We start from the raw sequence: 23,241 nt of genomic DNA, 5'->3' as shown, positions 1-23,241 counted from the left end.
AATCGGGAGGCTGACCAACACGCCCCCGTCCCGAGCCAAAGGCTGTGCAGTCAATCAAAGGAGTGAAGTCGTGAAGATGTCTTTCCGCTGGTACGGCGAGTCCGATCCCGTCACGCTGCAATACATTCGCCAGATTCCCGGCATGACGGACATCGTGTCCGCCATTTACGACGAGCCGGTGGGCGAAGTGTGGCCGGAGCACAAAATCGCCGCCCTGAAGTCGACGATCGAGCAGGCCGGCCTTCGGTTCGAAGTCGTCGAATCGGTGCCCGTGCATGAAGACATCAAGCTCGGCAAGCCGAACCGTGATCGTCTCATCGCCAACTATCAGCAAACCATCCGCAACCTCGCGGCAGCCGGCATCAAGGTGATCTGCTACAACTTCATGCCGGTATTCGACTGGACCCGCACGGAATTGTCGAAGACGCTCGAAGACGGTTCGACGTGCCTCGCGTTCAGCACGAAAGAAATCGAAGAGATCGACCCGAACCAGGGCATTGCGCTGCCCGGCTGGGATTCGAGCTACCAGCCCGAACAATTGAAGGCCCTGCTCGCCGAGTACCGCGAGGTCGACGAATCCAGGCTCTGGCAGCATCTGGAATATTTCCTGAAAGCGATCATTCCCGTGGCCGAAGCATGCGGCGTGAAGATGGCGATTCATCCGGACGATCCGCCGCGCCCTATCTTCGGCTTGCCGCGTATCGTGAAGAACCGCGATGACCTCGCGCGCATTGTGAAGATCGTGGACTCACCCGCGAACGGCCTCACCTTGTGCTCGGGTTCTCTCGGCGCCGGACCGCAAAACAACGTGGAAGCACTCGTGCGTGAATTCGGCGGGATGGGGCGCATCCACTTCGCGCATATCCGCAATGTGAAGATCACCGCCGACGGTGATTTCGAAGAAACGGCCCACCTGTCGAGCTGCGGTTCGCTGGATATCGCCGCCATCGTGAAGGCCTATCACGACACTGGCTTTACCGGCTATTTCCGGCCGGATCATGGCCGCATGATCTGGGGCGAAACCGGCAAGCCCGGCTACGGTTTGTACGACCGGGCGCTCGGTGCCGTGTATATCAACGGCTTGTGGGAAGCGATGGACAAGCTCTCCTGAAGCCGTTCCTGAAGCCCGCATAAAACTTTGCAAACAAGGCGCCGGCGGACTCCCTGGCCGGCGTCGTCATAACCATAAAATCCGGACGGAGACTTCCATGCCACGCATCCGATGGACCATGATCTTCATGTGTTTCCTCGCCAACGTCATCAACTTCGTCGATCGCGCCAACCTGGCGATCGCCGCGCCGAGCATTCGCGCGGAGTTGGGTCTGGACGCGGTCGGCATGGGGCTCGTGCTCAGCGCGTTCTTCTGGACCTACGCGTTCCTGCAACTGCCGGCCGGCTGGTTCATCGACAAGGTCGGCGTGCGCGTGAGTCTGGCGCTGGCGGTCGGCTGGTGGTCGGCCTTCACGATCGCCACCGGCGCGGCCCGCGGTCTTGCGCAACTCGTGGGCGTGCGGCTGATGCTCGGCGTCGGTGAAGCGGCGGCGATTCCGTCGTTCGCCAAGGTCGCGTTCAACTGGTTTCCGCGCAGCGAGCGCGGCCTCGCAAGCAGTATCTTCGACAGCGGCTCGCGGGTCGGTTCGGCGCTCTCGCTGCCGCTCGTTGCGTGGTTGATATCCATCGTCGGCTGGCGCGGTTCGTTCGTGATCACGGGGGGTCTCGGCGTCGTGTGGGCACTCGCGTGGTGGTTCATCTATCGTGACCCGGAGCGGTATCGGGCGATCGCGCCCGCGGCCGTCGACGCCCTGCTCGCACAACGCGCCGCGACCTCTGCCACGGCCACCACGGCCACTGCCTCCGGGCAAACCGGCACCGTCTCGTGGCTCGATCTGTTTCGCTATCGCACGGTGTGGGGCATGATGATCGGGCTCTTCTGCCTTAACTTCGCGATTTACTTTTTTATCACGTGGTTCCCGAGTTATCTGCTGCAGTCGCGTGGATTCTCGCTCGCGTCACTCGGGACCTGGGGCATGCTGCCGGCGCTGCTGGCCATTCCTGGCGGCTGGCTTGGCGGCCTGGTGTCGGACAATCTGTTCAAACGTGGCTGGAGCGCGACCGCCGCGCGCAAGACCTGCCTTGTGCTCGGCATGCTGCTGTCGTCGTCGATAGCGCTGTCGGTGTTCGTTGAAAGCACGTGGGCATGTCTTGCCTTGTTCGCTCTCGCCTATGCGAGCTTGTCGTTCGCCGGCGCGAATGTGTGGACCCTGGTGGGCGAAGTGGCGCCGACACCGGCTCACGTGGCATCGCTCGGCGGCATTCAGAACTTTGCGGGGAATCTCGCCGGCATTTTCATCACCACGTTTACCGGCGTCATGCTGGCGATCACAAAAGGCTCGTTTGTGATTCCGCTCATGGTGGCGGGCTCGTTATGCATCGTCGGCGCCCTGTCGTATCTGTTCATTGTCGGCAAGGTCGAGCCGTTGCCCTTACTCCCGCGCGCTCGAACGAAAAAAATTGCCGGGCACGAAGCGGTTTAACTTGCGGCATCAGCGGACCATTCGCCATCAACGTAGAACGCCGGCCGGAACAACCTGCCGGCGTCGTTTAACGTGACCGGTTTGACGTGACCGGACCGCCTGCGCACTTCCCTGCTCACTCGTCGACGACGGACCGATTTGCCCGGCCTCGTCGCCAGTTATCACTCGCGCGCTTCACTCATGACCAGTGCGCCGGCACCCAGACGTTCCCCACCCAATGCGCCGGCACCCACACGACAGGGCGCGGCGCCGGCGCCATATAGACCATGCGCGGCGCGACATACACAGCACGCGGGGGCGGCGGCGGTGCATAGACAACGACTGGCTTCGGCGGCGCGTACACAACCGGCGGCGCTACGACAACGACCGGCTTCGGCGGTGCGTACACAACCGGCGGCGCTACGACAACCACCGGCTTCGGCGGCGCATACACAACCGGCGGCGCATACACCACCGGCGGCGCTACGACGACGACCGGCTTCGGCGCAACCACGACTGCCGTGCCGCCCGTCGTGACGACGCCGGTGGTCACAACCGTTCCGCTCGTCGTCACCGTGTTGCCGTGGGTACCCGTCATGCTCGTCGACGTCGTCACAACGCCCGGCGCAACCCGCGTGGCCGTACCGGCATGATCGACAGTACCGCCGTTGGAGCCGGTCACTGTGCCCGAACGTGAGCACGAAGCGCCGGCGCAATTAGTCGATGCCGAATGGTCGATCGTGTTGCCGTTTGATCCGGTGATCGACCCGGACGACGAATACTGGCCCGGCGCGGTCCTGGTCACATCGCCGGAGGTGGTTGCGGTTTTGCCGTCCGGTCCGGTGAGCGTGCCGGTGTGGGAGCAGGTGCCGCCCGCGCAATTGGTATCGCCGGCGTGCTGGACCTGATTGCCGTAGCGTCCTGTCGCGGTGCCCGAATTCGAGAACTGGCCCGGCGCGTTGCGGGTCACCGTGCCGGTGTTGGTCGCCACGCCGCCGTAAGGGCCGGCCACGCCGCCGGCGTGCGAACAACTGCCGCCGCCACACGAGCCGTAACGCGCGCCGTTGTAGGTGCCGTGCGAGGTGTAGGCGGTGCCATGTTGCGACCAGGCGAAAGCCGAAGCGCTGCCAAACGCGAGCACGGCGACGGTGGCGGAGCACACGAACTTGCGCAGCATGCCGCGCAAGGATGTGGAGGGGGTCACGCAGACAGAGCAAGCGGCGGTGGCGGGAGCGTCGAACGAACGGTTTTTCACGGTATGTCCTTCCTGGTTTCGGGCCACTTGCGAGCACTGCGGCGTGGCGACAAACGGACTATAGAAGGACGCCTGAATTTAATCAGCAGCGAAGATATGTCGTCCTGTGTCACCGTGACTGTGGCTTGCTGGACAAGGGCTTTAGGGCGATTTGAACGCGCCGTGACATAGCTCGACACAACTTGTTACGAGTCGCACGCCGCAGGCTCCTCGTCAGAATGCCCCGCGGCTGGCAAGCGTCGCGTATTCGTCCTTGAGCCTTTGAATGCGATTCCGATACGCCGTGTCCGCCTGGTTCACTCCACATGCTTGCCCTGTTTTCAGCCATGCCTACGCACCGCAACGTTACGCATTGCGAAGCCCATCGCCGCGCGGATTCGCTGGAATGTCGCGGCAAGCAACACGCACAGACTCAGCGCCTTACGATCACTGGCTCGACCCGGGCCACGTGTTCCGCCTGCAGCGCGGCGAACGCGTGTGGCTCAGCACGGATGATGAGCGCACCGCGCGCGTGTCGTTGAGTTGCGCGCTGCCTGCCAGACAGGGGCTCGTCAGGCGTTGGCTCGGGCGGCTCGCATGGTTCGGTCTGGGCGCCCCGGCGACCCGGTAGTGATGTCCCGTAGGAATACGACGCATGATTGGGCTTTCGTACCGCGCAAAAGCAAACACCCCTGCAGCGAGGGGTGTTTGCTGATCGGTCATGCCTCGCTCCGAAGAGCGAAGGCATGCCGCGTTGAGCAGCTGCGTTAAGCGGCTGCGTCGTGCTACTTGAACGCGTGCCGCTTACTGGCGTGGCGTTGACTTCACCACCATCGCGGCGCTTGCCGCGCTTGCGGAAATGGCAGCTATTGCAGCTATTGCGGCGTGACCTGTACGGCCGCTGCCGAAACGAATACCGCATGAATCGTATCGCCGACCTTGACGCCCTTCAGATCGACGTCCGGTCCGACTTCGAGCGTTTGCGTCTGATACGCGCCGCGCAGCGTGACGAGGCGTTTCTTGTGATCGATCTTCTGCACGGTGGCGAGCACCTCGATCTGGCGTGCGGATTCAAAGCCACCCGAGGCCGGCGCATACACCTGCGTATCGACGCGCGCGCGAATGCCCTTGTCCTTGCCGGTGACCTTGTCGGCCTTCACCAGCAGCGCATTCTTGTACAGCACATCCACGCGATCGCCGATCTTCAGTTGCTCGAAGCCGGCAACTTGCTGGCTCACCAGCACGATCACCGCATTACCACCCGGCCCTTTGAGCGTAAGCGTGCGGGTGCCCGGATCGATACCGACGATCTCCGCCTTCACATGCACCGGCTGCACTGCGCCGACGACACCTTGCGCGGCACTGGCCAACGCATCTTGCGCCCACACCGGTTGTGCCGCGGCGAAAGCCGCTACCATCAACGCTGCTCCAATCGTCGCTGCCTTCATTTACGCGCTCCTCGAGAAATTGTTCGATCTGGCGTGATGGCGATCTGAAACCGCAGGATGCCGATTAACGCCCCGAATGCATACATCTTCAGGATATCCATTACTGAAACGAGTATGGCGCAACGATTGTACATGCCTTACAAGAAGCTACGATTGTTTATATCGTGATTTTTAAATTACCCGGCGGCTTGATACGAAATACCGCAACATGGCGTCGCAGCGCCATCTTGCCGGTTGACAATACTGCTTTAAGTCTCTCTGGAATCCAGATATACGGCAACATGCGTGATATGCGAAAAGCATTAAATACATACTGCATGATAGTCCGATAGCGCTTTAATTCTTATCGCTGGTATTCAGCGCAATGCAATCGAATCCGTCATTAACACCGATTAAACACAAATTCAATAGCCGGTGAATTCATGCAACGCGCACCAAATAAAACAGCCCCGTCGCCTGAGCGAAGGGGCTGTTCATCAAGGGACCACGGCCGCGCTATCCGCGAAGCCTCAACGCCAAACACGCCGGGGCGCTCGCTGCGCGAGCGCCAGACCGTTACACACGTTCAATCGCGATTGCGATGCCTTGACCGACGCCGATGCACATCGTGCACAGCGCAAAACGGCCTTGCGTGCGATGCAATTGATACATCGCGGTGGTCACGAGGCGCGCACCGCTCATGCCGAGCGGGTGGCCGAGCGCAATCGCGCCGCCGTTCGGATTCACGCGCGCGTCGTCGTCCGCCACGCCGAGCGTGCGCAGCACCGCAATGCCTTGCGAAGCGAATGCCTCGTTCAGTTCGATCACGTCGAACTGGTCGATGGTCATGTTCAGGCGAGCCAGCAATTTCTGCGTGGCGGGCGCCGGGCCGATGCCCATCACGCGCGGCGCAACGCCTGCCGTTGCCATACCCAGCACGCGAGCACGCGGCGTCAGGCCGAAGCGCTTCGCGGTTTCTTCGTTGGCGAGCAGCAGCGCCGCGGCGCCGTCGTTCACGCCTGACGCGTTACCTGCCGTGACCGTGCCGTCCGCGCGCACCACGCCCTTCAATTTGGCGAGCGCTTCAAGGCTGGTTTCGCGCGGGTGCTCGTCTTGCGAGACGGTGATCGGATCGCCCTTCTTCTGCGCGATCGTCACGCCGACGATTTCCTGCGCGAGCGTGCCGTCGCGTTGCGCGCGTGCAGCCTTCTGCTGACTGCGCAGCGCAAACGCGTCCTGATCGGCGCGGCTGATCTTGTAGTCGGTTGCGACGTTTTCGCCGGTCTCCGGCATCGAATCCACGCCGTACATCTGCTTCATCAACGGGTTCACGAAACGCCAGCCGATCGTCGTGTCGAAGATATCGGCCTGGCGCGAAAACGCGCTGGTGGCCTTGCCCATCACAAACGGCGCACGGCTCATGCTTTCGACACCGCCGGCCAGCATCAACGCGGCCTCGCCCGACTTGATCGCGCGCGCGGCAATGCCGACAGCGTCCATGCCTGAACCGCACAGACGGTTCACCGTCGAGCCCGGCACGCCTTGCGGCAAACCGGCCAGCAGGAGCGACATGCGCGCGACGTTGCGATTGTCTTCGCCCGCCTGGTTCGCGCAGCCGTAGATCACGTCGTCGATCGCGTTCCAGTCGAGGTCTTTATTGCGCTCCATCAGCGCTTTGAGCGGCACCGCGCCCAGATCGTCGGCGCGCACCGACGACAGTGAACCCGCATAGCGGCCGATGGGGGTGCGAATCGCGTCGCAAAGGAATGCTTCGGTCATGTGATGTCTCCAGTTGATGTGCTGCGTGCGCTACGCCGCCAGTAGCGATCGCTTCGCGGCGCCGGCCGCTTGCGCGTTACGCGGCTGGATGCCGTGCGGCATCGAACCGGCGGGCGCGACGGAAACGGCTGCATGACAGCCGTCGCGATAGATCAGCTTAGCGCAGGATGATGAACGATGGGCTCGGGATTGAGGCAATTTGTTCGTTACATGAACACAAGGTCATATATCGAACAACCAGGCTCGATAATAGGCGCGTGCCCGAAACCCTGTCAAGCGAAGGCCGCCCCCAGATCAGGGAATACGTGTCGACCGCCGGCCATTGGACAATGGCCCGATAAAAAAGTCTGAAGATTGACGCGCTCCTGCCGGCAGGGGCGCAAAGTGCATTACGCCCGCCGGCAAAGCGCTTTGGACCGTTCCGCTGTTCAGCATGCCGGCAACACCGAGCCGATACATCGATCATCAAGCTCTCAGCGGATCTGAATCCCCTCATCCGCGATATAGGCGCGAATCACATCGGCGAAGCTGCGATCGCCGGTCAAGCCGAGCCGTTCGGCACGCGCGTGGTCCCACTGCCCCGGCCAGCTGCCGACGATCTTCTCCACCCGCGCATCCGGCTGCCACACAATGCGCTTGACGACCTCGTCGCCCGCCACCTCGCGCAGCGCCGCCACCATCTCGTCGACACTCACCGAAATCCCCGGCAGATTCAACACGCGCTGGTTGCCGAGCGCGGCGGAATCGAGCTCGAGTCCGGCGACCAGGCTTTCGATGGCCTTGCGTGGCGACAGCAGCCACAAACGCGTCGTGCCCGCCACCGGACACACCGAGGTTTCGCCGTTCAACGGCTCGCGAATGATGCCACTCGCAAACGACGACGCCGCCGCATTCGGCTTGCCCGGCCGCACGCTAATGGTGGGCAGCCGCACTACCCGTCCGTCGACGAAACCGCGCCGCGTGTAATCGTTGAGCAACAGTTCCGCGATCGCCTTCTGTGCGCCGTACGACGATTGCGGATTCAACGCGGTGTCGTTCTGCACGACCTTGGGCAGATCGCCGCCATACACGGCCACCGAACTCGTGAACAGCACCCGCGGTGTGTGCCCGCGCTGCCGGCAGATTTCCAGCAGCAGGCGCGACGCGTCAAGATTGATGCGCATGCCGAGATCGAAATCCGCCTCGGCCTGTCCGCTCACGATCGCGGCGAGATGGAAGATGGCGGCGGTCTGGTCGTCGATCACACGGTCGAGCACGCTGCGCTCGGCGATGTCGCCCACTTCCGTGCGCACGCGGCTGTCGCCAAAATCGCTGCCTTGCACAACGTCGAGCAATACCAGTTCGGTAATTGCCTGTTGCTTGCCGTCCGTGTCCTTCAAGGAACCACGGGTCAACAGTTCGCGTGCGAGACGCTGGCCGAGAAAACCCGCACCGCCGGTGATCAGTACTTTCATGATGTGCTTTGTCCTTGCCCTTATCCTGGCGTTGCCCCGGTTTGACGTTGCCCCAGTTTGGTGTTGTGCCTGTTCTTATCAGCGAGCGGCGTTCATGTATGGCCTGAGCCAATCGAGCCCGGCCGAGGTGGCGGCCCGCGGCCGGTACTCGCAACCGATGTAGCCGTCATAGCCAAGCGTGTCGATCAGCTCGAAAAGATAGGGATAATTCACTTCGCCGATATCGGGTTCATGGCGCTCGGGCACACCGGCGACCTGAATGTGGCCGATGCCTGCCATATCGCGTTTGAGCTTCACCGCAAGGTCGCCCTCGACGATCTGGCAGTGATAGCAGTCGAATTGCACCTTGAGATTCGGCGCGCCCACTTCCGCGCAAATCGCCTGGGCATCGTCCTGACGATTCAGAAAGAAGCCCGGCATATCGCGTGTATTGATCGGCTCGATCACGACGGTGACGTTTTCCGCTTGCGCGGCCTGCGCGGCATAGGCGAGATTTTTCAGGTACACCTCGCGATGCCTGGCCCGCGACTGATCCGCACCAATCAACCCGGCCATCACATGCAGTTTGCGATTGCCGAGCACGCGCGTGTAATCGAGCGCGGTTTCAACGCTGCGGCGAAATTCGTCTTCGCGGCCCGGCAGCGTGGCGATGCCGCGTTCGCCCGCGGCCCAGTCGCCGGGCGGCGCATTGAAGAGCGCCTGCGTGAGTCCGTTCGCGTCGAGCCGGGCCTTGATTTCTCCGGCACGGAAATCGTAGGGAAACAGAAACTCCACTGCCGTGAAGCCGTCTTTTGCCGCGGCGGCGAAACGGTCGAGGAATGCGTGTTCGTTGTACATCATGGTCAGGTTGGCGGCGAAGCGAGGCATGGCGACAACTCCTTAAAAGTGATTGGGTTCAGTATGCGGAAGCGGCAATGAATGCACGCTCCGCAGACAAGATTTCTATCTCGCGACGGGTGGGTCGATCTACCAGCGCGCGCCGAACAGCGTTCGCAGTTCTTCGAGCGCCGCAGCGTCGAGTGGCGCGGGCCGCGGATTCGTCATCAGCCACAGGCGCGCCGTCTCTTCGAGTTCCTCGAGCGCGTAAGACGCCTGCGCCACTGAGCGCTCCCACACAACGGGACCCAGGCGCTCAAGTAAAACCGCGCGAACGGTGTCCGCAAGTGCGGCGATCTGCTCGGCCACCTGCGGATCGCCGGGACGTTTGTAGCGAATCAGGGGGACGTGACCTACTTTCATCACGTAGTACGGCGTGATCGGCGGTAAAACGTCGTCGTCGCGCCAGACGCCGGCGAGTGTCAACGCAACCAGATGGGTCGAATGCGTGTGGACGATGCCACGCGCCTCGCCGTTGCGCGCATAGATGCCCCGATGCAGCGCCAGCGTTTTCGACGGCTTGCCGCCGGACAGCGCATTGCCGTTGAAATCGACCTTGGCAATATCAGCGGGGTCGAGCCGGCCGAGGCACGCATCGGTCGGCGTGATCAGCCAGCCGTCTTCAAGGCGCGCGCTGATGTTGCCGGCACTGCCCACCGTATAGCCGCGTTGATAAAGACTCGCACCCGTCACGCAGATTTCTTCGCGCACGCGTGTTTCCTTCGTCGTGTGGAGTGCAACTGTGCCGGTCATGACGCGGCTCCATCGAGGTGACGCAGCGCCTTTTCGAAGAAGTCGATCGCGCCGAAGTTGCCGGACTTCAACGCGAGCGCGAGCGGTTCGGCGTCCGTCGTTGCCGTGGCAGGTACGCCGGGATCGATCTGCGCGCCGATCCGCAGCGTGCGCACGTCGAGCGCCTGCACCACGGCGCCCGAGGTCTCGCCACCCGCCACCACGAACTTGCGCACGCCGCGCTCGCGCAAACCGCGTGCGATCGATGCCAGCGTGGATTCGACCAGGTGTCCCGCTTCGTTGACGCCGAGTTCGCGTTGCACCGCTTTGACTTCGTCGGGCGTGGCGGTGGCATAGATCAGCAAGGGCTCGCCTTTATCCAGATACGGCTGCGCAAAAGCCAGCGCCTGCTCGACCACCGCCTCGCCGCGCGCCGCGGCAAGCGGATCGATGCGGAACGCGGGCCGGCCTTCGCGCCAGGCCGCCACCTGCGCATTGGTCGCTTTCGAAGCGCTGCCGGCCAGCACCGCCGACAATCCTTCAATGCGCGGCAATTGCGCGGCGTCATTGCCCTCCGCGAGCATGCCGGCGCGACGGAAATTGCCAGGCAGGCCCAGCGCAACGCCGGAACCGCCCGTGATCAGCGTGAGATCGGCACATGCCTCCCCCAGCACGTAAAGATCCGCGTCCGATACCGCGTCGGCGATCGCCATTCGCACGCCGTCGCCGCGTAGTGCGTCGAAGGATTCGCGTACGGCCGAGACGCCTTTTGCCACCGTGTCGTAGCGCACAAGGCCGACTTTCGAGCCGGTCTGCCGTTGCAGCACGCGGACGAGATTCGCATCGCGCATCGGCGTGAGCGGATGATTTTCCATGCCCGATTCGTTCAGCAACACATCGCCGACGAACAGATAGCCGCGATAGATCGTGCGGCCGTTCTCGGGAAATGCCGGACAGGCAATCGTGAACGCCGTCGCGCTGCCCTCAGCGGACAATGCGTCGAGCAAGGCATCCGTGACAGGACCAAGATTGCCGGCATCGGTCGAATCGAAGGTCGAGCAGTATTTGAAAAAGAACTGGCGGCATCCTTGCGCGCGCAACCACTCGAGCGCGGCGAGCGATTGCGCGACCGCGTCGGCGGCGGCAATCGTGCGCGATTTCAGCGCGACGACCAACGCATCGGCTTGAACGGCGTGGTTCGAGGCGGGCACACCGATCGTCTGCACCGTGCGCATGCCGCCGCGCACCAGCATGTTGGCGAGATCGGTGGCGCCGGTGAAATCGTCGGCGATGCAGCCGAGCAATGCGCATCCGGAGGAAGTGGTCATGGCGGGCTCCCGCGCTTACCTGGCCGCCGGCAAATCGATGCCGGGGAAAATCCTGATCACCGCGGCATCGTCCTCGCCGCCGTACCCCGCGCTCGACGCCATCATGAACATCTGATGCGCCGCCGCCGACAAGGGCAACGGGAATTTCGAACGGCGCGCGGTATCGAGCACGAGGCCCAGATCCTTCACGAAGATATCGACCGCGGAGAGCGGCGTGTAGTCGCCGCTCAGAATATGCGGCACGCGGTTCTCGAACATCCACGAATTGCCCGCGCTATGCGTGATGACCTCGTACAGCGCGTCAGGATCGACGCCTTCGCGCAAACCGAGCGCCATCGCCTCGGCGGCCACGGCGATATGTACGCCCGCCAGCAACTGATTGATGATCTTCACCTTCGACCCCGCGCCGTGCGCCGCGCCCAGCCGATAGACCTTGCCGGCCATCGCGGCCAGCACGTCCTCGCACGCGGCGTAGGCGGTGTCCGGGCCGGACGTCATCATCGTCATTTCGCCGGACGCGGCACGCGCCGCGCCACCGGACACCGGCGCGTCGAGCATCTGCAAGCCGGCCGCTTCGATGCGCCGGCCGAGGTCGATCGCGAAGTCCGGCGCGACGGTTGCGCTAGCAATCACCACGCTGCCGGGTTTCATCGCAGCGAGCGCGCCTTCCGCGCCGAATAATACCGTTTCGGTTTGCGCCGCATTCACGACCAGCGTGACGACCACGTCGCATTGCGCGCCAAGCTCGGCCGGCGACGCACAGCCGACGCCGCCAGCCGCCACGAACGCTTGCAGGATCTCGCTGCGCAGATCGCACGCGTGGACCTGAAAACCCGCGCGCAGCAGTGAGCGGGCGACGCCCATGCCCATCGCTCCGAGCCCGATAACACCGACATTTCTGGACATGCTTGACTCCAGTTGGTTAGCCGCAAGCGCCCCGCTGGAACCGGCTCCGGGGGAACCCGGGCGGCCTCGGTTCAGTTCAGTTCAGTTCAGTTCAGTTCAGTTCAGCCGAGACCCGCCTCCGCGAGCCGCCGTGCCGCGTTGTACATATGAGTGCTCGCCGCATTGCGCGCCGCCAGCGGATCGCCCGCCCGGATCGCCGCGACGATCGCCGCATGCTCGTCTCGCACCTGACGTGAAAAGTCGTCGCGCAGGGCCTCGTTTCGCCGCGTCACCACGGTGCCGGCTTTGAGGTACTGATTCAGGAAGGTGAGCGTCTTGAGGAAATACGGATTGCCGGTGGCCGCGGCAATAACGCGGTGGAAAGCGACATCTTCGGCGACGCCGTTCTCGCCTTCGGCCACCGCTTCGTCGATTTTCGCGAGCGCGGCGTCGATCGACATCAGGTCCGCGTCGCTGCGGTGCAGCGCGGCTTCCGAGGCGACTTCCGCCTCGATCGCCCGCCGCAGCGCGAGGATTTGCAGTACCGAGCCCGCTTCGACCGCCTCCGCGTAGTCGATGCGCAGCGGCCGGATCGCGCCGTGCGCGGCGATGAATACGCCGCTCCCCTGGCGCGGCTCGACCACGCCCTCGTTCTTCAGCCGCGAAATCGCCTCACGGATCACCGTGCGGCTCACGCCGAACTGCTGCGCCAGCACCGCCTCGGTCGGCAGCTTGCCGCCGCTCGCGAAGGTGCCTTTGTCGATCTGCTTGAGCAACTGCTGCGCGACGGTGTCGCTCAGCGCGCGGGCAGGAATCTTCTCGAACATGGATGCGCCAATGTGTCATGTTGTCGGGTCATCATACAAATTTGAGAATTTGGCCGCATCCATGCAAACCCTGAGTTTTTTAGCAAAAGCGGGCAAAGTTGGCGAAACAGAACGCTTAAGCTATCGTCACGCCTTTGTGCCGCATCGTGCCCGCGGAATCGCGCGAGCGCCGTGCGCCCCTTCTTCGAACGCATCTTTCAAGGTCCATGAGCAAAGCCCTGCCGCCGTCTTCCGCCGATCCTGTCAGCGCCGAACCGGCCGCGGACAAACCGGGCGACTCGTATGTGCAGTCGTTCGCGCGAGGCCTCTCGGTGATTCGCGCATTCAGTGCCGCCCGTCCCGAGCAGACGCTCACCGACGTCGCCGCCGCAACTGGCCTGACCCGCGCCGGCGCACGCCGCATCCTGCTGACCTTGCAGACGCTCGGCTATGTGGAGGCCGAAGGCCGCCTGTTCCGCCTCACGCCGAAGATTCTCGACCTCGGTTTCGCGTATCTGACCTCGATGCCGTTCTGGAATCTGGCCGAACCGGTGATGGAAAGCCTGTCGGCGCAGGTCCACGAGAGTTGCTCGGCGGCCGTGCTCGACCGCACCGAAATCGTCTACGTGCTGCGCGTGCCGACGCACAAGATCATGACCATCAATCTGTCGATCGGCAGCCGCTTGCCGGCGTATTGCACGTCGATGGGCCGCGTGCTGCTAGCCGCTCTCGACGACGAAGCGCTCGAAGCAACGCTGAACTCGACGCCGCTCTACGCGCACACGCCGCGCACGGTCACCGACAAGGAAGAGCTGAAAAAACTGATCGAACAAGTGCGCCGCCAGGGATGGGCGATCGTCGACCAGGAGCTGGAAGGCGGTCTGATCTCGCTGTCCGCGCCGATTCGCAACCGCCAGGGGCGCGTGATCGCGGCGATGAATATTAGCGGCAACGCGCAGCGCAATTCCGCGAGGCAGATGGTGAAGGCGTTTCTGGAGCCATTGCAGCAGGCCGCGCAGACGGTCTCGGAGATGGTGGCGCGGAGGGGGTGATCAGATGCAGGGGTCGCGATAGAGGCACGCGCTTTTCACGTGCTTTTCACGCGCCTCTCACGCGCGCCCGCTACCTGTCCGGATGGCGCCGACCGCGGCCCGCATCCGTTGCAGCGCGCATCGTGGGTCTTCCCCGTCGTCATGGTTGTTTGGCTGAAGGGGGCGAGCGGGCGAACTTACTGCCCGTTCATCGGCTCGTCATGCGCAGCTGAGGCGCCTGATTTACACCTCATGCGCTCCTCATTGCCCCAGATACCGCTCCACCAGCCGCGTCCAGAAAGCCGCGCCGACCGGCAGATTGCGGTCGTTGAAGTCGTAATGCGGGTTGTGCACCATGCAGCCGTCCTCGCCCGCACCGTTGCCGATGCGCAGGAACGTACCGGGCCGTTTCTGCAGCATGAAGGCGAAATCTTCGCTGCCCATCAGAATATCGGTCTGCGCGACTACCTTGTCGTCGCCGACCAGTTCGCGCGCCACTTGTACCGCGAAATCCGTTTCGGCATCCGAATTGACGACCACCGGATAACCTTCGATGTACTCCACCACCGCCTTGCCGCCATAGCTCGCGGCCTGGCTCTCGGCAAGCTCGGTAATGCGCTTTTTCAGCAACGCGCGCACTTCGGGGCTGAACGAACGCACGCTCAATTCCAGCCTCGCGCTGCTGGAGATCACATTGTTCGCGGTGCCCGCATGCATCGAGCCGACAGTCACCACCGCCGGCTGCGACGGATCGACATTTCGCGCGACGATCGTCTGCAACGCCATCACGATGCTCGCCGCCACGACCACCGGATCGACCGTGAGGTGCGGACGGGCCGCATGTCCGCCGACCCCTTCGATTGTGATGATCGCCTTGTCGCCCGCCGACATGAACGGTCCCTTACGGAACAGCATCACGCCCGGCTCTTCGCCCGGATGGTTGTGCAGACCGAATACCGCGTCGCACGGAAAGCGCTCGAACAGGCCGTCGTTGATCATTTTCATCGCGCCGCTGTCGATGCCGCTTTCCTCGGCCGGCTGGAAGTACAGATGCACGGTGCCCGAAAAATTGCGCGTGGCGGCGAGGTGTTGCGCGGCGCCGAGCAGCATCGTCGTGTGGCCGTCGTGGCCGCATGCGTGCATCTTGCCGTGCGTACCGCTCGCGTACGGCAGACCGGTTTGCTCGATGATCGGCAGCGCGTCCATGTCGGCGCGAATGCCAATGCTGCGCGTGCCGTCGCCCACCTTCAAGGTCCCCACCACACCGGTTTGACCGACGCCGCGTGTGACCAGCCAGCCCCATTGTTCGAGCTTCTGCGCGACCAATGCGCCGGTTTGCACTTCCTCGTAGGCGAGCTCCGGATGATGATGGATGTGATGGCGGATCTCACGCAGGCTCTCGGTTGCAGGCGCCAGGTCGGACACTTCGGTAAAACGTGCGGCTTCGCTCATCTATCGCTCCATGGGAATTCACGCCGCATCACGCGGCAAACAGGCAAGCACCCTCGCTACGCCGTGTTGTTCGATGCCGGCCGGGTTAGCACCGGCCGGCAAAGATCCCATTGTGACAAAGACTGAATTGTTCCGCGACTCTTCGCCGTCGAAGGATGCACTCGGCGATATCACGTATCACCGCAAATCCCGCGATGCCGGAACGCAAGCTTTGACGTTGCGCCGAATCGCCGTGCCTCTTGCCGCATCGGCGGCGGTAGGCGCAGGACTGCGATACCGGCGGATCAATCGTAACTTTGCAAGTCCGAGCGCTTCCTGGCGCGGGCGCGGTGACGCTTCACGCAGCGTTTTTCGCTCGGCCCGCTACAGAACGACGTGACCGTCGGCTATCGCTACATCGGTGAACGCGACAACGACATCAGCTATAACCGCAATCGGCAACCAATCCGCTGCAGTCGCAACTGGCGAAGATGTTGAGGTCGGAGCGCGCTGGACGAGCAGGCGGATTCACGCGGAAGTGCGCGCGATCGACTACGCGTTCGCGGAAGACAGTGTGCTGAGCGGCCTCGACGCGTACGCGAACCTCACGTACACGAAGGCCATCCAGAAGTCGGGCGCCACGGCTGGACTCGACGTGCCGTTCTACTCACGCATGACCGACACACTCGGCCTGCGCTACGGAACGCACGGATAGATTGCTCGATTCGCCTGGTTGGGGCGCTCGCGATCATGGGGCAAGACGGGCGCCCTGCCCACGATCGCTCAACCAGGCGACAAGCGGAACGCTTACCGGATTGACAGGCTTACTTTGAGTAAGCGGCTTTTATCATGCTACGTTGTTCGGCCAGGGATTTGAGAGCCTTATCGACGTCAACACTTTCAACGGCTCTATTGATCGCCGTTATCATCATCGACTCCGCCTTATCGATGCTTGCGTAGTCATTCGATTGCGTTGATTTTCCGCCGTAGTCAGAGGTGAAAATCGTCAGATTCTTTTCCCTCAGCTTGACCGACGCCCATGCAATCGACTTGCCGCTCAAAACGGTAGCTTGCCCGTCAACCAGTAACGAGGCATTGGCCGCTTTCAATTTTTCGCAGATGGTGTCGTAGTTCTTGAAATCCCATCCCTGTTCCATGATGGCTTTATCGACACTGTCGGATGCCGTGCTGTACGCAACGTTGCATGCGTGCGCCTGGAAAGTCGCGCCAATCAAGGCGCAAAACATAAATCGCTTAATCATTGAACTCACTCGAGATAAGAATGTAGATATTGAATTTGCGCTTTCCGCGTGGCCCGGCTAATTGCATTGGCCGACTGGCTGGCCCAATCAGTCTGCCAGCCGCGACCGTCGAGGCCGTAGCTATAGCCGTAGGGCTTTTACCCGCATGCGCGCAAATTCCGCCTCCGCTTTTCTTATCGGAATGAATTTGAAAGACTTGAGGGTTGAATGAAAAATTTAATCCATGCGCCGTGAAATCAGGGAGCGCACGGGCGCTGGTCGTCGTGCTGCGCAACCCGTTCGATGCGCGCCAATGCCTGCGGCGGCCACTTTATCGAACGTCGGCTTCCGCCTGCAAAAAAGCCATCAGCGCGTGCCCCGCGTCTTCCAGCACCCCGGAATTATCGATCGTCGTACAGCGCAGCCCTTCCGGCAACGAAAACGGTGCCCGCCGTGCGAGCCTGGCCGCGACCTGCTCCGCCGACTCCCGCGCCCGCGCGCCAAGCCGTGCTTCGAGAATATGCGGCGCGGCGTCTACATGAACGACCTCCGTGTGCGGATAACGCGCCAACGTATGCTGCAAATGTTGACGCGATCCGTTGACCACAACCGTGCAACCGCGTTTAAGCCACGCGTCCAGTTCGATACCAATGCCATAGCGCAGCGAGTGACTCGACCATTCGAGCGCGAACAGACCGAGCACCGAACGCGCCGCGAATTCTTCGACGCTCAACGCAACATGCTCTTCACCGTGGCCGCTCGGCCGCGTGATGTAGCGATGCGCAAACAGAATCGGCTCGCCCGCCAGGCGGCTTCGCGCAAAACTCAGCAAGGAATCCTTGCCCGCGCCGGACGGCCCCATTACGTAGATCAAACGGCCTGACATTGTTACTTCACCTCACGGGTCTGAAAGGGCACACGTTGCCACAAAACGAACGGCTCGCCGGGCGCGGGTTCAACAAAGAGCGCCGCGTGATCGATGGCGAGTGGCCCGAGCGCGGGCGTTTGCGCCTGCCACCACGAGACGAGCAGCGCGCGCTCATCCGCATCCGCGAGCGAACTGGAGAGCGTCATATGAAAACGGAACTCGTCGAAGACATACGGATATCCCCATTCGATCAGCAATGCGCGTTGCCGTTCGCTCAACGGCGCGGCGAGACGGCGCGCGAGGTCGGCTGGGGAAGGCCGCGCGCGCAATGGGTGAAGCGTTCGCAGCGCACTGGCTGCGACGTGACGAAGATTCGCTTCGCCATCTGGATCGGCAGGACGGAGCGCCACGAAATCGCCGAGCGTCGCGGCTTCGACAGGCAATGCGAATGGACTTTGCGTGCCAGCCCAGTCACGCGCCGCGTCGAGAACCTGTTGCTGCGTGACGCCTTCTGCAAGACGAAACGGCGCGACCAATGTGCCGTGCCAACCATAGCGGCGCGGCGCCTCGGTCAGATCGGCCAGAGGACGCCCCAAGGCTTGCGGTTGCGGCGACACGCATCGTTCACCGCTTTCCGCGTCACGCCCCAACCACGCCGACCCCGCCTGCCACCATGCCGACTCGCGCGACGGTGCGTAATACAGCGCAAAACGCGCCGCGGTGCTCCATGCCGCGCCGCTCATACATCATGCTCCACCAGCAATTGCACGCGGTCGGCCGCAAAATGCGTAAAACCGTATTTGATCGGCGTGCCCTGCAGATCGACGTCGACGTTTTCGACCCACAACACCGGCTGCTGCCGGTTGATATTCAAACGCCGCGCCACTTCCGGTTCAGGCAACACGCTGCCGATACGGCTCCACTTGCGCAGATAGTCGCTCACGCCGAGTTCAGCCAGCGACCTGGTGATGCTGCCGGTGCGTTCCAGCACGTCCGGCAAGTCCGCAAAGCGCGCGGCCGGATACCAGTTGCGCGCGAACGTGAGCGGCACGCCGTCCGACTCGTGCAGCGTCTCGATCCGGTAGACCGAGGCGCTCGCCCGCAGGCCGAGCGCCTTCGCAACATTCGGCTCGGCCTTCACGCGCGCCGCCGACAACATCGTGCCCGCCGCCGCGTGATTCTGTTGCCGCAAGTTTTCTGTAAACCGCGTGCGGCGGCCGATCGTATAGTCGATCGCGCCGGGTTGCACGAACGTGCCACGTCCCTGTTCGACGCTGACGAGGCCCAATGCGGCAAGACCGAGCATGGCCCGGCGCACGGTATGCCGGTTCACGTCAAAGCGTTTGGCCAGTTCGCCCTCGCTCGGCAAACGGCCTTCTTCGCCGAAGCCGCTTGCGGCGATTTCCGTCGCCAGAATCTGTTCGATCTGCCGCCAGACCGCAACGCCCGCGCCGCGTTCGAGCAAGGTGCCCGGGTTCGCGTTGTCGTTCGATGTCATGGTGCTGTCATTCCCCTGGGTTCAAATATCCGCTGTGCCATGCATTGTAGTGCGCGAGCCGTGATGGAAATGTGAAACGCCGGCCATGCGCGACAACGCCCCGCAAGCATACCTTTAAACGTCTAGACGTTTAGATGAATAGATGGTCAAATCTCCACTCGCTGGATCAACAGGAAATTCGATGAGTGTCACTTCCGCCTCGCCTTCCTCCGCCATGCGGCGCGCATGGATGGCCGTGCTGGCCCGCATGCCGCGCGCCGATCTCGAAGCCGCGCTGGAACACGCGCTGCAAGGCGTCCCGGCGCCCGCCTACGACTGGCTGCGGCCACCCGAAATCGGCCTCGCGATGGTGCGCGGCCGGGTCGGCGGCAGCGGCGACCCGTTCAATCTCGGCGAAGCCACCGTCACGCGCGCCACGTTGCGTTTGCGCGTCACGGGTAACACAAGCGCAGGCACTGCCGCCGCCGTCGGCGTTGCGTGCCATCTGGGCCGCGACCGTCGTCGCGCCGAACTGGCCGCTCTGGCAGACGCGCTGCTGCAAATGCCCGAGCATCACGCCGGCTTACACCGGCAATTGATCGAGCCGTTTGCCGCACAGCAAGCCGCGCAACGCGTCGAACGCAGGCAGGACGTCGCGGCGACACGCGTTGAATTCTTCACGATGGTCAGGGGCGACTGATGGAAAACTCGCAGATTGCATTGGCTTCTTCATTGTCCACGCTGACACCGGGTTTCGCAGACCCGGTGCACGACACCCAGGCAGTGTTCCGGATCCTGCTCGACGCGCTGTCACGTCCAGGCACGGTGGGCGTGGTCGAACATGGTTTGCCGGAGGTTCGGGCCACGCGGGCCGAGCTCGCCGCCTTCGCCGCGCTGCTGACGCTGTGCGACTACGCCACGCCCGTCTGGCTCGCGCAACCCGATACGGCATTGAGTACGGCGCTGCGCTTTCATACCGGTGCGCCGCTCGTCAGCGAACCCGAGCAAGCCGCTTTCGCCTACATCCACGATGCAAGCGCGATGCCGGCGTTGGAAAGCTTTGCGCTCGGCGCCGCGGAATCGCCTGAGCAATCGGTGACCCTGCTGATCCGTGTCGAAGCGCTGACGGGTGGCGCGCCGGTCGTACTGAGCGGCCCCGGCATCCAGCACACGGAGACGATCGCGCCGGTCGGCCTGCCCGAGCATTTCTGGCGTGAGCGCGCCGCCCTCGCGCCGCTCTTTCCGTGCGGCGTCGATTGTTATCTCGTCTGCGGCAATACGTTGATCGGCCTGCCGCGCACAACTCAAGCGAAGGTGAACTGATGTACGTTGCCGTCAAAGGTGGAGAACGGGCGATCGAAGCGTCGTGGCGTTTGCTCGACAAGGCGCGCCGCGGCGACACGCGGCTGGCCGAACTCAGCGTCGCGCAGATTCGCGAGCAATTGCGCCTCGCCGTCGCGCGAGTGATGACCGAAGGTTCGGTCTACGACGAAGAACTCGCCGCGCTCGCGATCAAACAGGCCGCGGGCGATCTGGTCGAGGCGATCTTTCTGCTGCGTGCGTATCGCACCACATTGCCGCGCTTCGGTTACACGCAGGCGATCGACACGGAAGACATGCAAGTGGAGCGCCGCATTTCGGCGACGTTCAAGGACGTGCCCGGCGGCCAATTGCTCGGTGCGACTTACGATTACACGCAACGTCTGCTGGATTTCGCGTTGCTCGCCGAAGGCGATGGCGATGCCGGAACCGATGTGGCCGCAACGACCTCTTCCATTCAGAACGGTGAGGCTGCGGCAGAAGCCATGCCGCGCGTGGTCACGCTGCTCGACAAGGAAGGCCTGATCGAACAGGAACGCCCCACGCCGAACGCGCCGGAACCCGGCGACCTCTCGCGCGAGCCGCTCGCCTTTCCCGCGAGCCGCGCCACGCGCTTGCAGAATCTGGCTCGCGGCGACGAAGGCTTCCTGCTCGCCATGGGCTACGCCACCCAACGTGGCTACGCGCATACGCATCCGTTCGCCGGCGAGATCCGCTTTGGCACGATCGCCGTCGAAATGGAACTCGACGAATTGGGCGAGGCGGTCGAAATCGGCGACATCGACATCACTGAATGCCAGATGATCAACCAGTTCGCCGGCAACGGCGAGGTGCCCCCTGCTTTCACGCAAGGCTATGGCCTCGCGTTCGGCCACTCGGAACGCAAAGCGATGGCAATGGCGCTGGTGGATCGCGCGTTGCGCGCCGAGGAGCTGGGCGAAACGCTCGCCTCGCCGACTCAGGACATCGAATTCATGCTCTCGCATAGCGATAACGTCGAAGCGTCCGGCTTTGTTCAGCATCTGAAATTGCCCCACTACGTCGACTTCCAGTCCGAACTCGAACTCGTGCGGCGCTTGCGGACACAACACGGCGCAGCGGGTAAACATCAAGGCAAGGATCAGGATCAGCAGGAGCAAGCCGCATGAACGCACCGGACACCTCTCTCGCCACCGCTTCGTACGACAGCGCCGCGGACGGCTACAACTTCGCCTACCTCGACGAGCAGACCAAGCGCATGCTGCGCCGCGCGGTGCTCAAAGCGGTCGCCGTGCCGGGCTATCAGGTGCCGTTCGCCTCGCGCGAAATGCCCTTGCCGTACGGCTGGGGCACGGGCGGCATTCAGGTGACGGCGGCGATCATCGGCAAGAGCGATACGCTGAAGGTCATCGATCAGGGCTCCGACGAAACCACCAACGCGGTCAACATCCGCCGCTTCTTCGCGCGCACCACGGGCGTGGCGACCACGCGCCGCACGACCGAAGCAACGATCATCCAGACTCGCCACCGGATTCCCGAAGCGCCGCTCACCGACAAGCAGATTCTGGTCTACCAGGTGCCGATGCCCGAACCCTTGTTCCGGCTGGAACCGCGCGTCGCCGAATGCAAGAAGTTGCACGCACTGGCCGACTACGGGCTGATCAGTGTGAAGCTGTACGAGGATATCGTGCATCACGGCAGCATCGCCACCACGTACGACTACCCGGTGATCGTCAACCACCGCTATCTGACTTCGCCGTCGCCGATTCCGAAATTCGACAATCCGAAGATGCACATGAACCCCGCGCTGCAACTGTTCGGCGCCGGCCGCGAACGACGCATTCACGCCATTCCGCCGTACACGCCGGTGCGCAGTCTCGACTTCGACGATCATCCGTTCGAAGTACAGAAGTGGCAGCACGCGTGCGCCCTGTGCGGATCGACGGAAAGCTTCCTCGACGAGATGATCGTCGACGACGCCGGCAAGCGCATGTTCGTGTGCTCGGATAGCGACTACTGTCATGAACGCCGCGGCGATCAGGACCTCGAGCTGCCGTCATACGAAGCGCGCAAAGGAGAAACCGCATGACACCGCTGCTGAGCGCCCGCTCGCTCACCAAACAATTTGGCGGCCGCAACGGCTGCAGGAACGTCAGCTTCGATCTGTATCCGGGCGAAGTGCTGTGCATCGTCGGCGAATCCGGCTCGGGCAAGACCACGCTGCTGAATACGCTTGCCCTGAAAACCGCAGCCGATAGCGGTGCGCTCCACTACACGGCCACGCATGGCGAAAAGCTCGACCTGCTCGCCTTGTCCGAACCGCGCCGGCGTCTGTTGATGCGCACCGAGTGGGGTTTCGTGCAGCAGAATCCGCGCGACGGCCTGCGCAGCGGCGTGTCCGCCGGCGCGAATATCGGCGAGCCCTTGATGGCCGTCGGTGCCCGCCACTATGGCGATATCCGCCACACGGCGACCCAGTGGATGGAGCGCGTCGAACTCGACGCCACTCGCATCGACGAATTTCCGGCCGCGTTTTCCGGCGGCATGCAGCAGCGTTTGCAGATCGCGCGCAATCTCGTCACCGGTCCGCGCCTCGTCTTCATGGACGAACCGACCGCCGGTCTCGACGTCTCGGTGCAGGCACGCCTGCTCGATCTGCTGCGCACGTTGACGTCCACACTGCATCTGTCGGTGCTGATCGTGACGCACGATATCGGCGTGGCGCGCCTGCTGGCCCATCGCCTGATGGTCATGCAAGGCGGTGAAGTGGTCGAGGCCGGTCTGACCGACCAGGTACTCGACGATCCGCAACATCCGTACACGCAAACGCTGGTTTCCTCGGTTCTGCCGGTATGAGGCT

23 protein-coding genes and 1 pseudogene are annotated in these 23,241 nt (G+C 63.1%); 10 read left to right on the top strand and 14 right to left on the bottom strand.

Translation table 11 applies throughout. The annotated features are described in order from the left end of the window. The first annotated feature begins 70 nt into the window (after nucleotides 1-70). The gene (uxuA, locus tag PQR53_RS04060) at nucleotides 71-1,111 is read left to right on the top strand and encodes a mannonate dehydratase (RefSeq protein WP_408451302.1); all 1,041 of its coding nucleotides are present in this window, start codon (nucleotides 71-73) and stop codon (nucleotides 1,109-1,111) included. A gap of 97 nt (nucleotides 1,112-1,208) precedes the next feature. Then, on the top strand, nucleotides 1,209-2,534 hold the full coding sequence (locus PQR53_RS04055; RefSeq protein WP_408451301.1) for an MFS transporter: 1,326 nt from the start codon (nucleotides 1,209-1,211) through the stop codon (nucleotides 2,532-2,534). A 178-nt stretch (nucleotides 2,535-2,712) separates the two neighbouring features. Here PQR53_RS04055 and PQR53_RS04050 read toward each other — a convergent pair whose 3' ends face one another. After that, nucleotides 2,713-3,768 carry a hypothetical protein gene (locus PQR53_RS04050; protein ID WP_408451300.1) on the bottom strand — a complete coding sequence of 352 codons (1,056 nt, stop codon included), beginning with the start codon at nucleotides 3,766-3,768 and terminating at the stop codon, nucleotides 2,713-2,715. Nucleotides 3,769-4,153: 385 nt separating this feature from the next. Between PQR53_RS04050 and PQR53_RS04045 the strand changes: the two genes are divergently transcribed. Further along, complete coding sequence (locus tag PQR53_RS04045) at nucleotides 4,154-4,378, top strand: DUF2917 domain-containing protein (RefSeq protein ID WP_408451299.1); 225 nt, start codon at nucleotides 4,154-4,156, stop codon at nucleotides 4,376-4,378. A gap of 244 nt (nucleotides 4,379-4,622) precedes the next feature. Here the strand turns inward: PQR53_RS04045 and PQR53_RS04040 are convergent, their stop codons facing one another. From PQR53_RS04040 to PQR53_RS04005, 8 genes are all read right to left on the bottom strand, one after another. Further along, nucleotides 4,623-5,195, bottom strand: coding sequence for a hypothetical protein (locus PQR53_RS04040; RefSeq protein ID WP_408451298.1), 573 nt, complete (start codon nucleotides 5,193-5,195; stop codon nucleotides 4,623-4,625). A 555-nt stretch (nucleotides 5,196-5,750) separates the two neighbouring features. Next, nucleotides 5,751-6,953: a 3-oxoadipyl-CoA thiolase gene (gene pcaF / locus PQR53_RS04035; protein WP_408451297.1), complete on the bottom strand. Its 1,203-nt coding sequence runs from the start codon at nucleotides 6,951-6,953 to the stop codon at nucleotides 5,751-5,753. A gap of 473 nt (nucleotides 6,954-7,426) precedes the next feature. Further along, the gene (gene denD, locus PQR53_RS04030; protein ID WP_408451296.1) at nucleotides 7,427-8,407 is read right to left on the bottom strand and encodes a D-erythronate dehydrogenase; all 981 of its coding nucleotides are present in this window, start codon (nucleotides 8,405-8,407) and stop codon (nucleotides 7,427-7,429) included. A 78-nt stretch (nucleotides 8,408-8,485) separates the two neighbouring features. Next, nucleotides 8,486-9,274, bottom strand: coding sequence for a 2-oxo-tetronate isomerase (gene otnI / locus PQR53_RS04025; protein ID WP_408451295.1), 789 nt, complete (start codon nucleotides 9,272-9,274; stop codon nucleotides 8,486-8,488). A gap of 99 nt (nucleotides 9,275-9,373) precedes the next feature. Then, nucleotides 9,374-10,036 carry a 3-oxo-tetronate 4-phosphate decarboxylase gene (gene otnC / locus PQR53_RS04020; protein ID WP_408451294.1) on the bottom strand — a complete coding sequence of 221 codons (663 nt, stop codon included), beginning with the start codon at nucleotides 10,034-10,036 and terminating at the stop codon, nucleotides 9,374-9,376. Continuing rightward, nucleotides 10,033-11,343: a 3-oxo-tetronate kinase gene (gene otnK, locus PQR53_RS04015; RefSeq protein WP_408451293.1), complete on the bottom strand. Its 1,311-nt coding sequence runs from the start codon at nucleotides 11,341-11,343 to the stop codon at nucleotides 10,033-10,035. Before otnK ends, otnC begins: the two co-directional genes overlap by 4 nt. Before the next feature lie 15 nt (nucleotides 11,344-11,358). Beyond that, nucleotides 11,359-12,249 carry an L-threonate dehydrogenase gene (ltnD, locus tag PQR53_RS04010; RefSeq protein WP_408451292.1) on the bottom strand — a complete coding sequence of 297 codons (891 nt, stop codon included), beginning with the start codon at nucleotides 12,247-12,249 and terminating at the stop codon, nucleotides 11,359-11,361. Between the two features lie 101 nt (nucleotides 12,250-12,350). After that, nucleotides 12,351-13,055 (bottom strand): FadR/GntR family transcriptional regulator, encoded by a 705-nt coding sequence (locus PQR53_RS04005; RefSeq protein WP_408451291.1) that lies wholly within the window; start codon nucleotides 13,053-13,055, stop codon nucleotides 12,351-12,353. A gap of 206 nt (nucleotides 13,056-13,261) precedes the next feature. Here PQR53_RS04005 and PQR53_RS04000 point away from each other — a divergent pair, with 206 nt between their 5' ends. Beyond that, on the top strand, nucleotides 13,262-14,086 hold the full coding sequence (locus PQR53_RS04000; RefSeq protein ID WP_408451290.1) for an IclR family transcriptional regulator: 825 nt from the start codon (nucleotides 13,262-13,264) through the stop codon (nucleotides 14,084-14,086). A gap of 240 nt (nucleotides 14,087-14,326) precedes the next feature. Here the strand turns inward: PQR53_RS04000 and PQR53_RS03995 are convergent, their stop codons facing one another. Then, nucleotides 14,327-15,517: a M20 aminoacylase family protein gene (locus PQR53_RS03995; RefSeq protein ID WP_408451289.1), complete on the bottom strand. Its 1,191-nt coding sequence runs from the start codon at nucleotides 15,515-15,517 to the stop codon at nucleotides 14,327-14,329. 431 nt (nucleotides 15,518-15,948) lie between these two features. On the opposite strand from PQR53_RS03995, the pseudogene PQR53_RS03990 reads away from it, so the two are divergent. Next, nucleotides 15,949-16,196: pseudogene (locus tag PQR53_RS03990) on the top strand (TonB-dependent siderophore receptor); the annotation flags it as partial. Between the two features lie 124 nt (nucleotides 16,197-16,320). Here the strand turns inward: PQR53_RS03990 and PQR53_RS03985 are convergent. The 4 genes from PQR53_RS03985 to phnF form a co-directional block, all read right to left on the bottom strand. Then, complete coding sequence (locus PQR53_RS03985) at nucleotides 16,321-16,758, bottom strand: hypothetical protein (protein WP_408451288.1); 438 nt, start codon at nucleotides 16,756-16,758, stop codon at nucleotides 16,321-16,323. Between the two features lie 310 nt (nucleotides 16,759-17,068). After that, nucleotides 17,069-17,623, bottom strand: a complete 555-nt coding sequence (gene phnN / locus PQR53_RS03980) for a phosphonate metabolism protein/1,5-bisphosphokinase (PRPP-forming) PhnN (protein ID WP_408451287.1) — start codon at nucleotides 17,621-17,623, stop codon at nucleotides 17,069-17,071. A 2-nt stretch (nucleotides 17,624-17,625) separates the two neighbouring features. Then, nucleotides 17,626-18,348 carry a DUF1045 domain-containing protein gene (locus PQR53_RS03975; protein ID WP_408451286.1) on the bottom strand — a complete coding sequence of 241 codons (723 nt, stop codon included), beginning with the start codon at nucleotides 18,346-18,348 and terminating at the stop codon, nucleotides 17,626-17,628. Further along, nucleotides 18,345-19,103, bottom strand: a complete 759-nt coding sequence (gene phnF / locus PQR53_RS03970) for a phosphonate metabolism transcriptional regulator PhnF (RefSeq protein ID WP_408451285.1) — start codon at nucleotides 19,101-19,103, stop codon at nucleotides 18,345-18,347. The genes PQR53_RS03975 and phnF overlap by 4 nt, the downstream gene beginning before the upstream one ends. A gap of 181 nt (nucleotides 19,104-19,284) precedes the next feature. Between phnF and phnG the strand changes: the two genes are divergently transcribed. Genes phnG through phnK form a run of 5 tightly spaced genes read left to right on the top strand, consistent with a single transcriptional unit; the run spans nucleotide 19,285 to nucleotide 23,237 of the window. Further along, the gene (gene phnG / locus PQR53_RS03965) at nucleotides 19,285-19,782 is read left to right on the top strand and encodes a phosphonate C-P lyase system protein PhnG (RefSeq protein ID WP_408451284.1); all 498 of its coding nucleotides are present in this window, start codon (nucleotides 19,285-19,287) and stop codon (nucleotides 19,780-19,782) included. Then, nucleotides 19,782-20,405, top strand: a complete 624-nt coding sequence (gene phnH / locus PQR53_RS03960) for a phosphonate C-P lyase system protein PhnH (RefSeq protein ID WP_408451283.1) — start codon at nucleotides 19,782-19,784, stop codon at nucleotides 20,403-20,405. Before phnG ends, phnH begins: the two co-directional genes overlap by 1 nt. After that, nucleotides 20,405-21,550, top strand: coding sequence for a carbon-phosphorus lyase complex subunit (locus tag PQR53_RS03955; protein WP_408451282.1), 1,146 nt, complete (start codon nucleotides 20,405-20,407; stop codon nucleotides 21,548-21,550). The genes phnH and PQR53_RS03955 overlap by 1 nt, the downstream gene beginning before the upstream one ends. Then, on the top strand, nucleotides 21,547-22,470 hold the full coding sequence (locus PQR53_RS03950) for an alpha-D-ribose 1-methylphosphonate 5-phosphate C-P-lyase PhnJ (RefSeq protein WP_408451281.1): 924 nt from the start codon (nucleotides 21,547-21,549) through the stop codon (nucleotides 22,468-22,470). The genes PQR53_RS03955 and PQR53_RS03950 overlap by 4 nt, the downstream gene beginning before the upstream one ends. Then, nucleotides 22,467-23,237 (top strand): phosphonate C-P lyase system protein PhnK, encoded by a 771-nt coding sequence (gene phnK / locus PQR53_RS03945; RefSeq protein WP_408451280.1) that lies wholly within the window; start codon nucleotides 22,467-22,469, stop codon nucleotides 23,235-23,237. The genes PQR53_RS03950 and phnK overlap by 4 nt, the downstream gene beginning before the upstream one ends. The last annotated feature ends 4 nt before the right edge of the window (nucleotides 23,238-23,241 follow it).

Source organism: Paraburkholderia fungorum (genome assembly GCF_046027605.1).
Lineage (GTDB): Bacteria > Pseudomonadota > Gammaproteobacteria > Burkholderiales > Burkholderiaceae > Paraburkholderia > Paraburkholderia fungorum_F.
This window is presented reverse-complemented; position numbering and strand designations above follow the sequence as displayed.

Excerpts from the sequence above, each read along its gene's own strand:
- otnK (WP_408451293.1), bottom strand. The coding sequence starts at position 11,343 with ATGACCACTTCCTCCGGATGCGCATTGCTCGGCTGCATCGCCGACGAT.
- phnK (WP_408451280.1), top strand. The coding sequence starts at position 22,467 with ATGACACCGCTGCTGAGCGCCCGCTCGCTCACCAAACAATTTGGCGGC.
- otnC (WP_408451294.1), bottom strand. The coding sequence starts at position 10,036 with ATGACCGGCACAGTTGCACTCCACACGACGAAGGAAACACGCGTGCGC.
- PQR53_RS03975 (WP_408451286.1), bottom strand. The coding sequence starts at position 18,348 with ATGAGCGGCGCGGCATGGAGCACCGCGGCGCGTTTTGCGCTGTATTAC.
- PQR53_RS04040 (WP_408451298.1), bottom strand. The coding sequence starts at position 5,195 with ATGAAGGCAGCGACGATTGGAGCAGCGTTGATGGTAGCGGCTTTCGCC.
- phnF (WP_408451285.1), bottom strand. The coding sequence starts at position 19,103 with ATGACATCGAACGACAACGCGAACCCGGGCACCTTGCTCGAACGCGGC.
- phnN (WP_408451287.1), bottom strand. The coding sequence starts at position 17,623 with ATGTCAGGCCGTTTGATCTACGTAATGGGGCCGTCCGGCGCGGGCAAG.
- PQR53_RS03985 (WP_408451288.1), bottom strand. The coding sequence starts at position 16,758 with ATGATTAAGCGATTTATGTTTTGCGCCTTGATTGGCGCGACTTTCCAG.
- ltnD (WP_408451292.1), bottom strand. The coding sequence starts at position 12,249 with ATGTCCAGAAATGTCGGTGTTATCGGGCTCGGAGCGATGGGCATGGGC.
- phnH (WP_408451283.1), top strand. The coding sequence starts at position 19,782 with ATGGAAAACTCGCAGATTGCATTGGCTTCTTCATTGTCCACGCTGACA.
- denD (WP_408451296.1), bottom strand. The coding sequence starts at position 8,407 with ATGAAAGTACTGATCACCGGCGGTGCGGGTTTTCTCGGCCAGCGTCTC.
- PQR53_RS04045 (WP_408451299.1), top strand. The coding sequence starts at position 4,154 with ATGTCGCGGCAAGCAACACGCACAGACTCAGCGCCTTACGATCACTGG.
- PQR53_RS03950 (WP_408451281.1), top strand. The coding sequence starts at position 21,547 with ATGAACGCACCGGACACCTCTCTCGCCACCGCTTCGTACGACAGCGCC.
- otnI (WP_408451295.1), bottom strand. The coding sequence starts at position 9,274 with ATGCCTCGCTTCGCCGCCAACCTGACCATGATGTACAACGAACACGCA.
- pcaF (WP_408451297.1), bottom strand. The coding sequence starts at position 6,953 with ATGACCGAAGCATTCCTTTGCGACGCGATTCGCACCCCCATCGGCCGC.
- PQR53_RS03995 (WP_408451289.1), bottom strand. The coding sequence starts at position 15,517 with ATGAGCGAAGCCGCACGTTTTACCGAAGTGTCCGACCTGGCGCCTGCA.
- phnG (WP_408451284.1), top strand. The coding sequence starts at position 19,285 with ATGAGTGTCACTTCCGCCTCGCCTTCCTCCGCCATGCGGCGCGCATGG.
- PQR53_RS03955 (WP_408451282.1), top strand. The coding sequence starts at position 20,405 with ATGTACGTTGCCGTCAAAGGTGGAGAACGGGCGATCGAAGCGTCGTGG.
- PQR53_RS04005 (WP_408451291.1), bottom strand. The coding sequence starts at position 13,055 with ATGTTCGAGAAGATTCCTGCCCGCGCGCTGAGCGACACCGTCGCGCAG.
- PQR53_RS04000 (WP_408451290.1), top strand. The coding sequence starts at position 13,262 with ATGAGCAAAGCCCTGCCGCCGTCTTCCGCCGATCCTGTCAGCGCCGAA.
- PQR53_RS04055 (WP_408451301.1), top strand. The coding sequence starts at position 1,209 with ATGCCACGCATCCGATGGACCATGATCTTCATGTGTTTCCTCGCCAAC.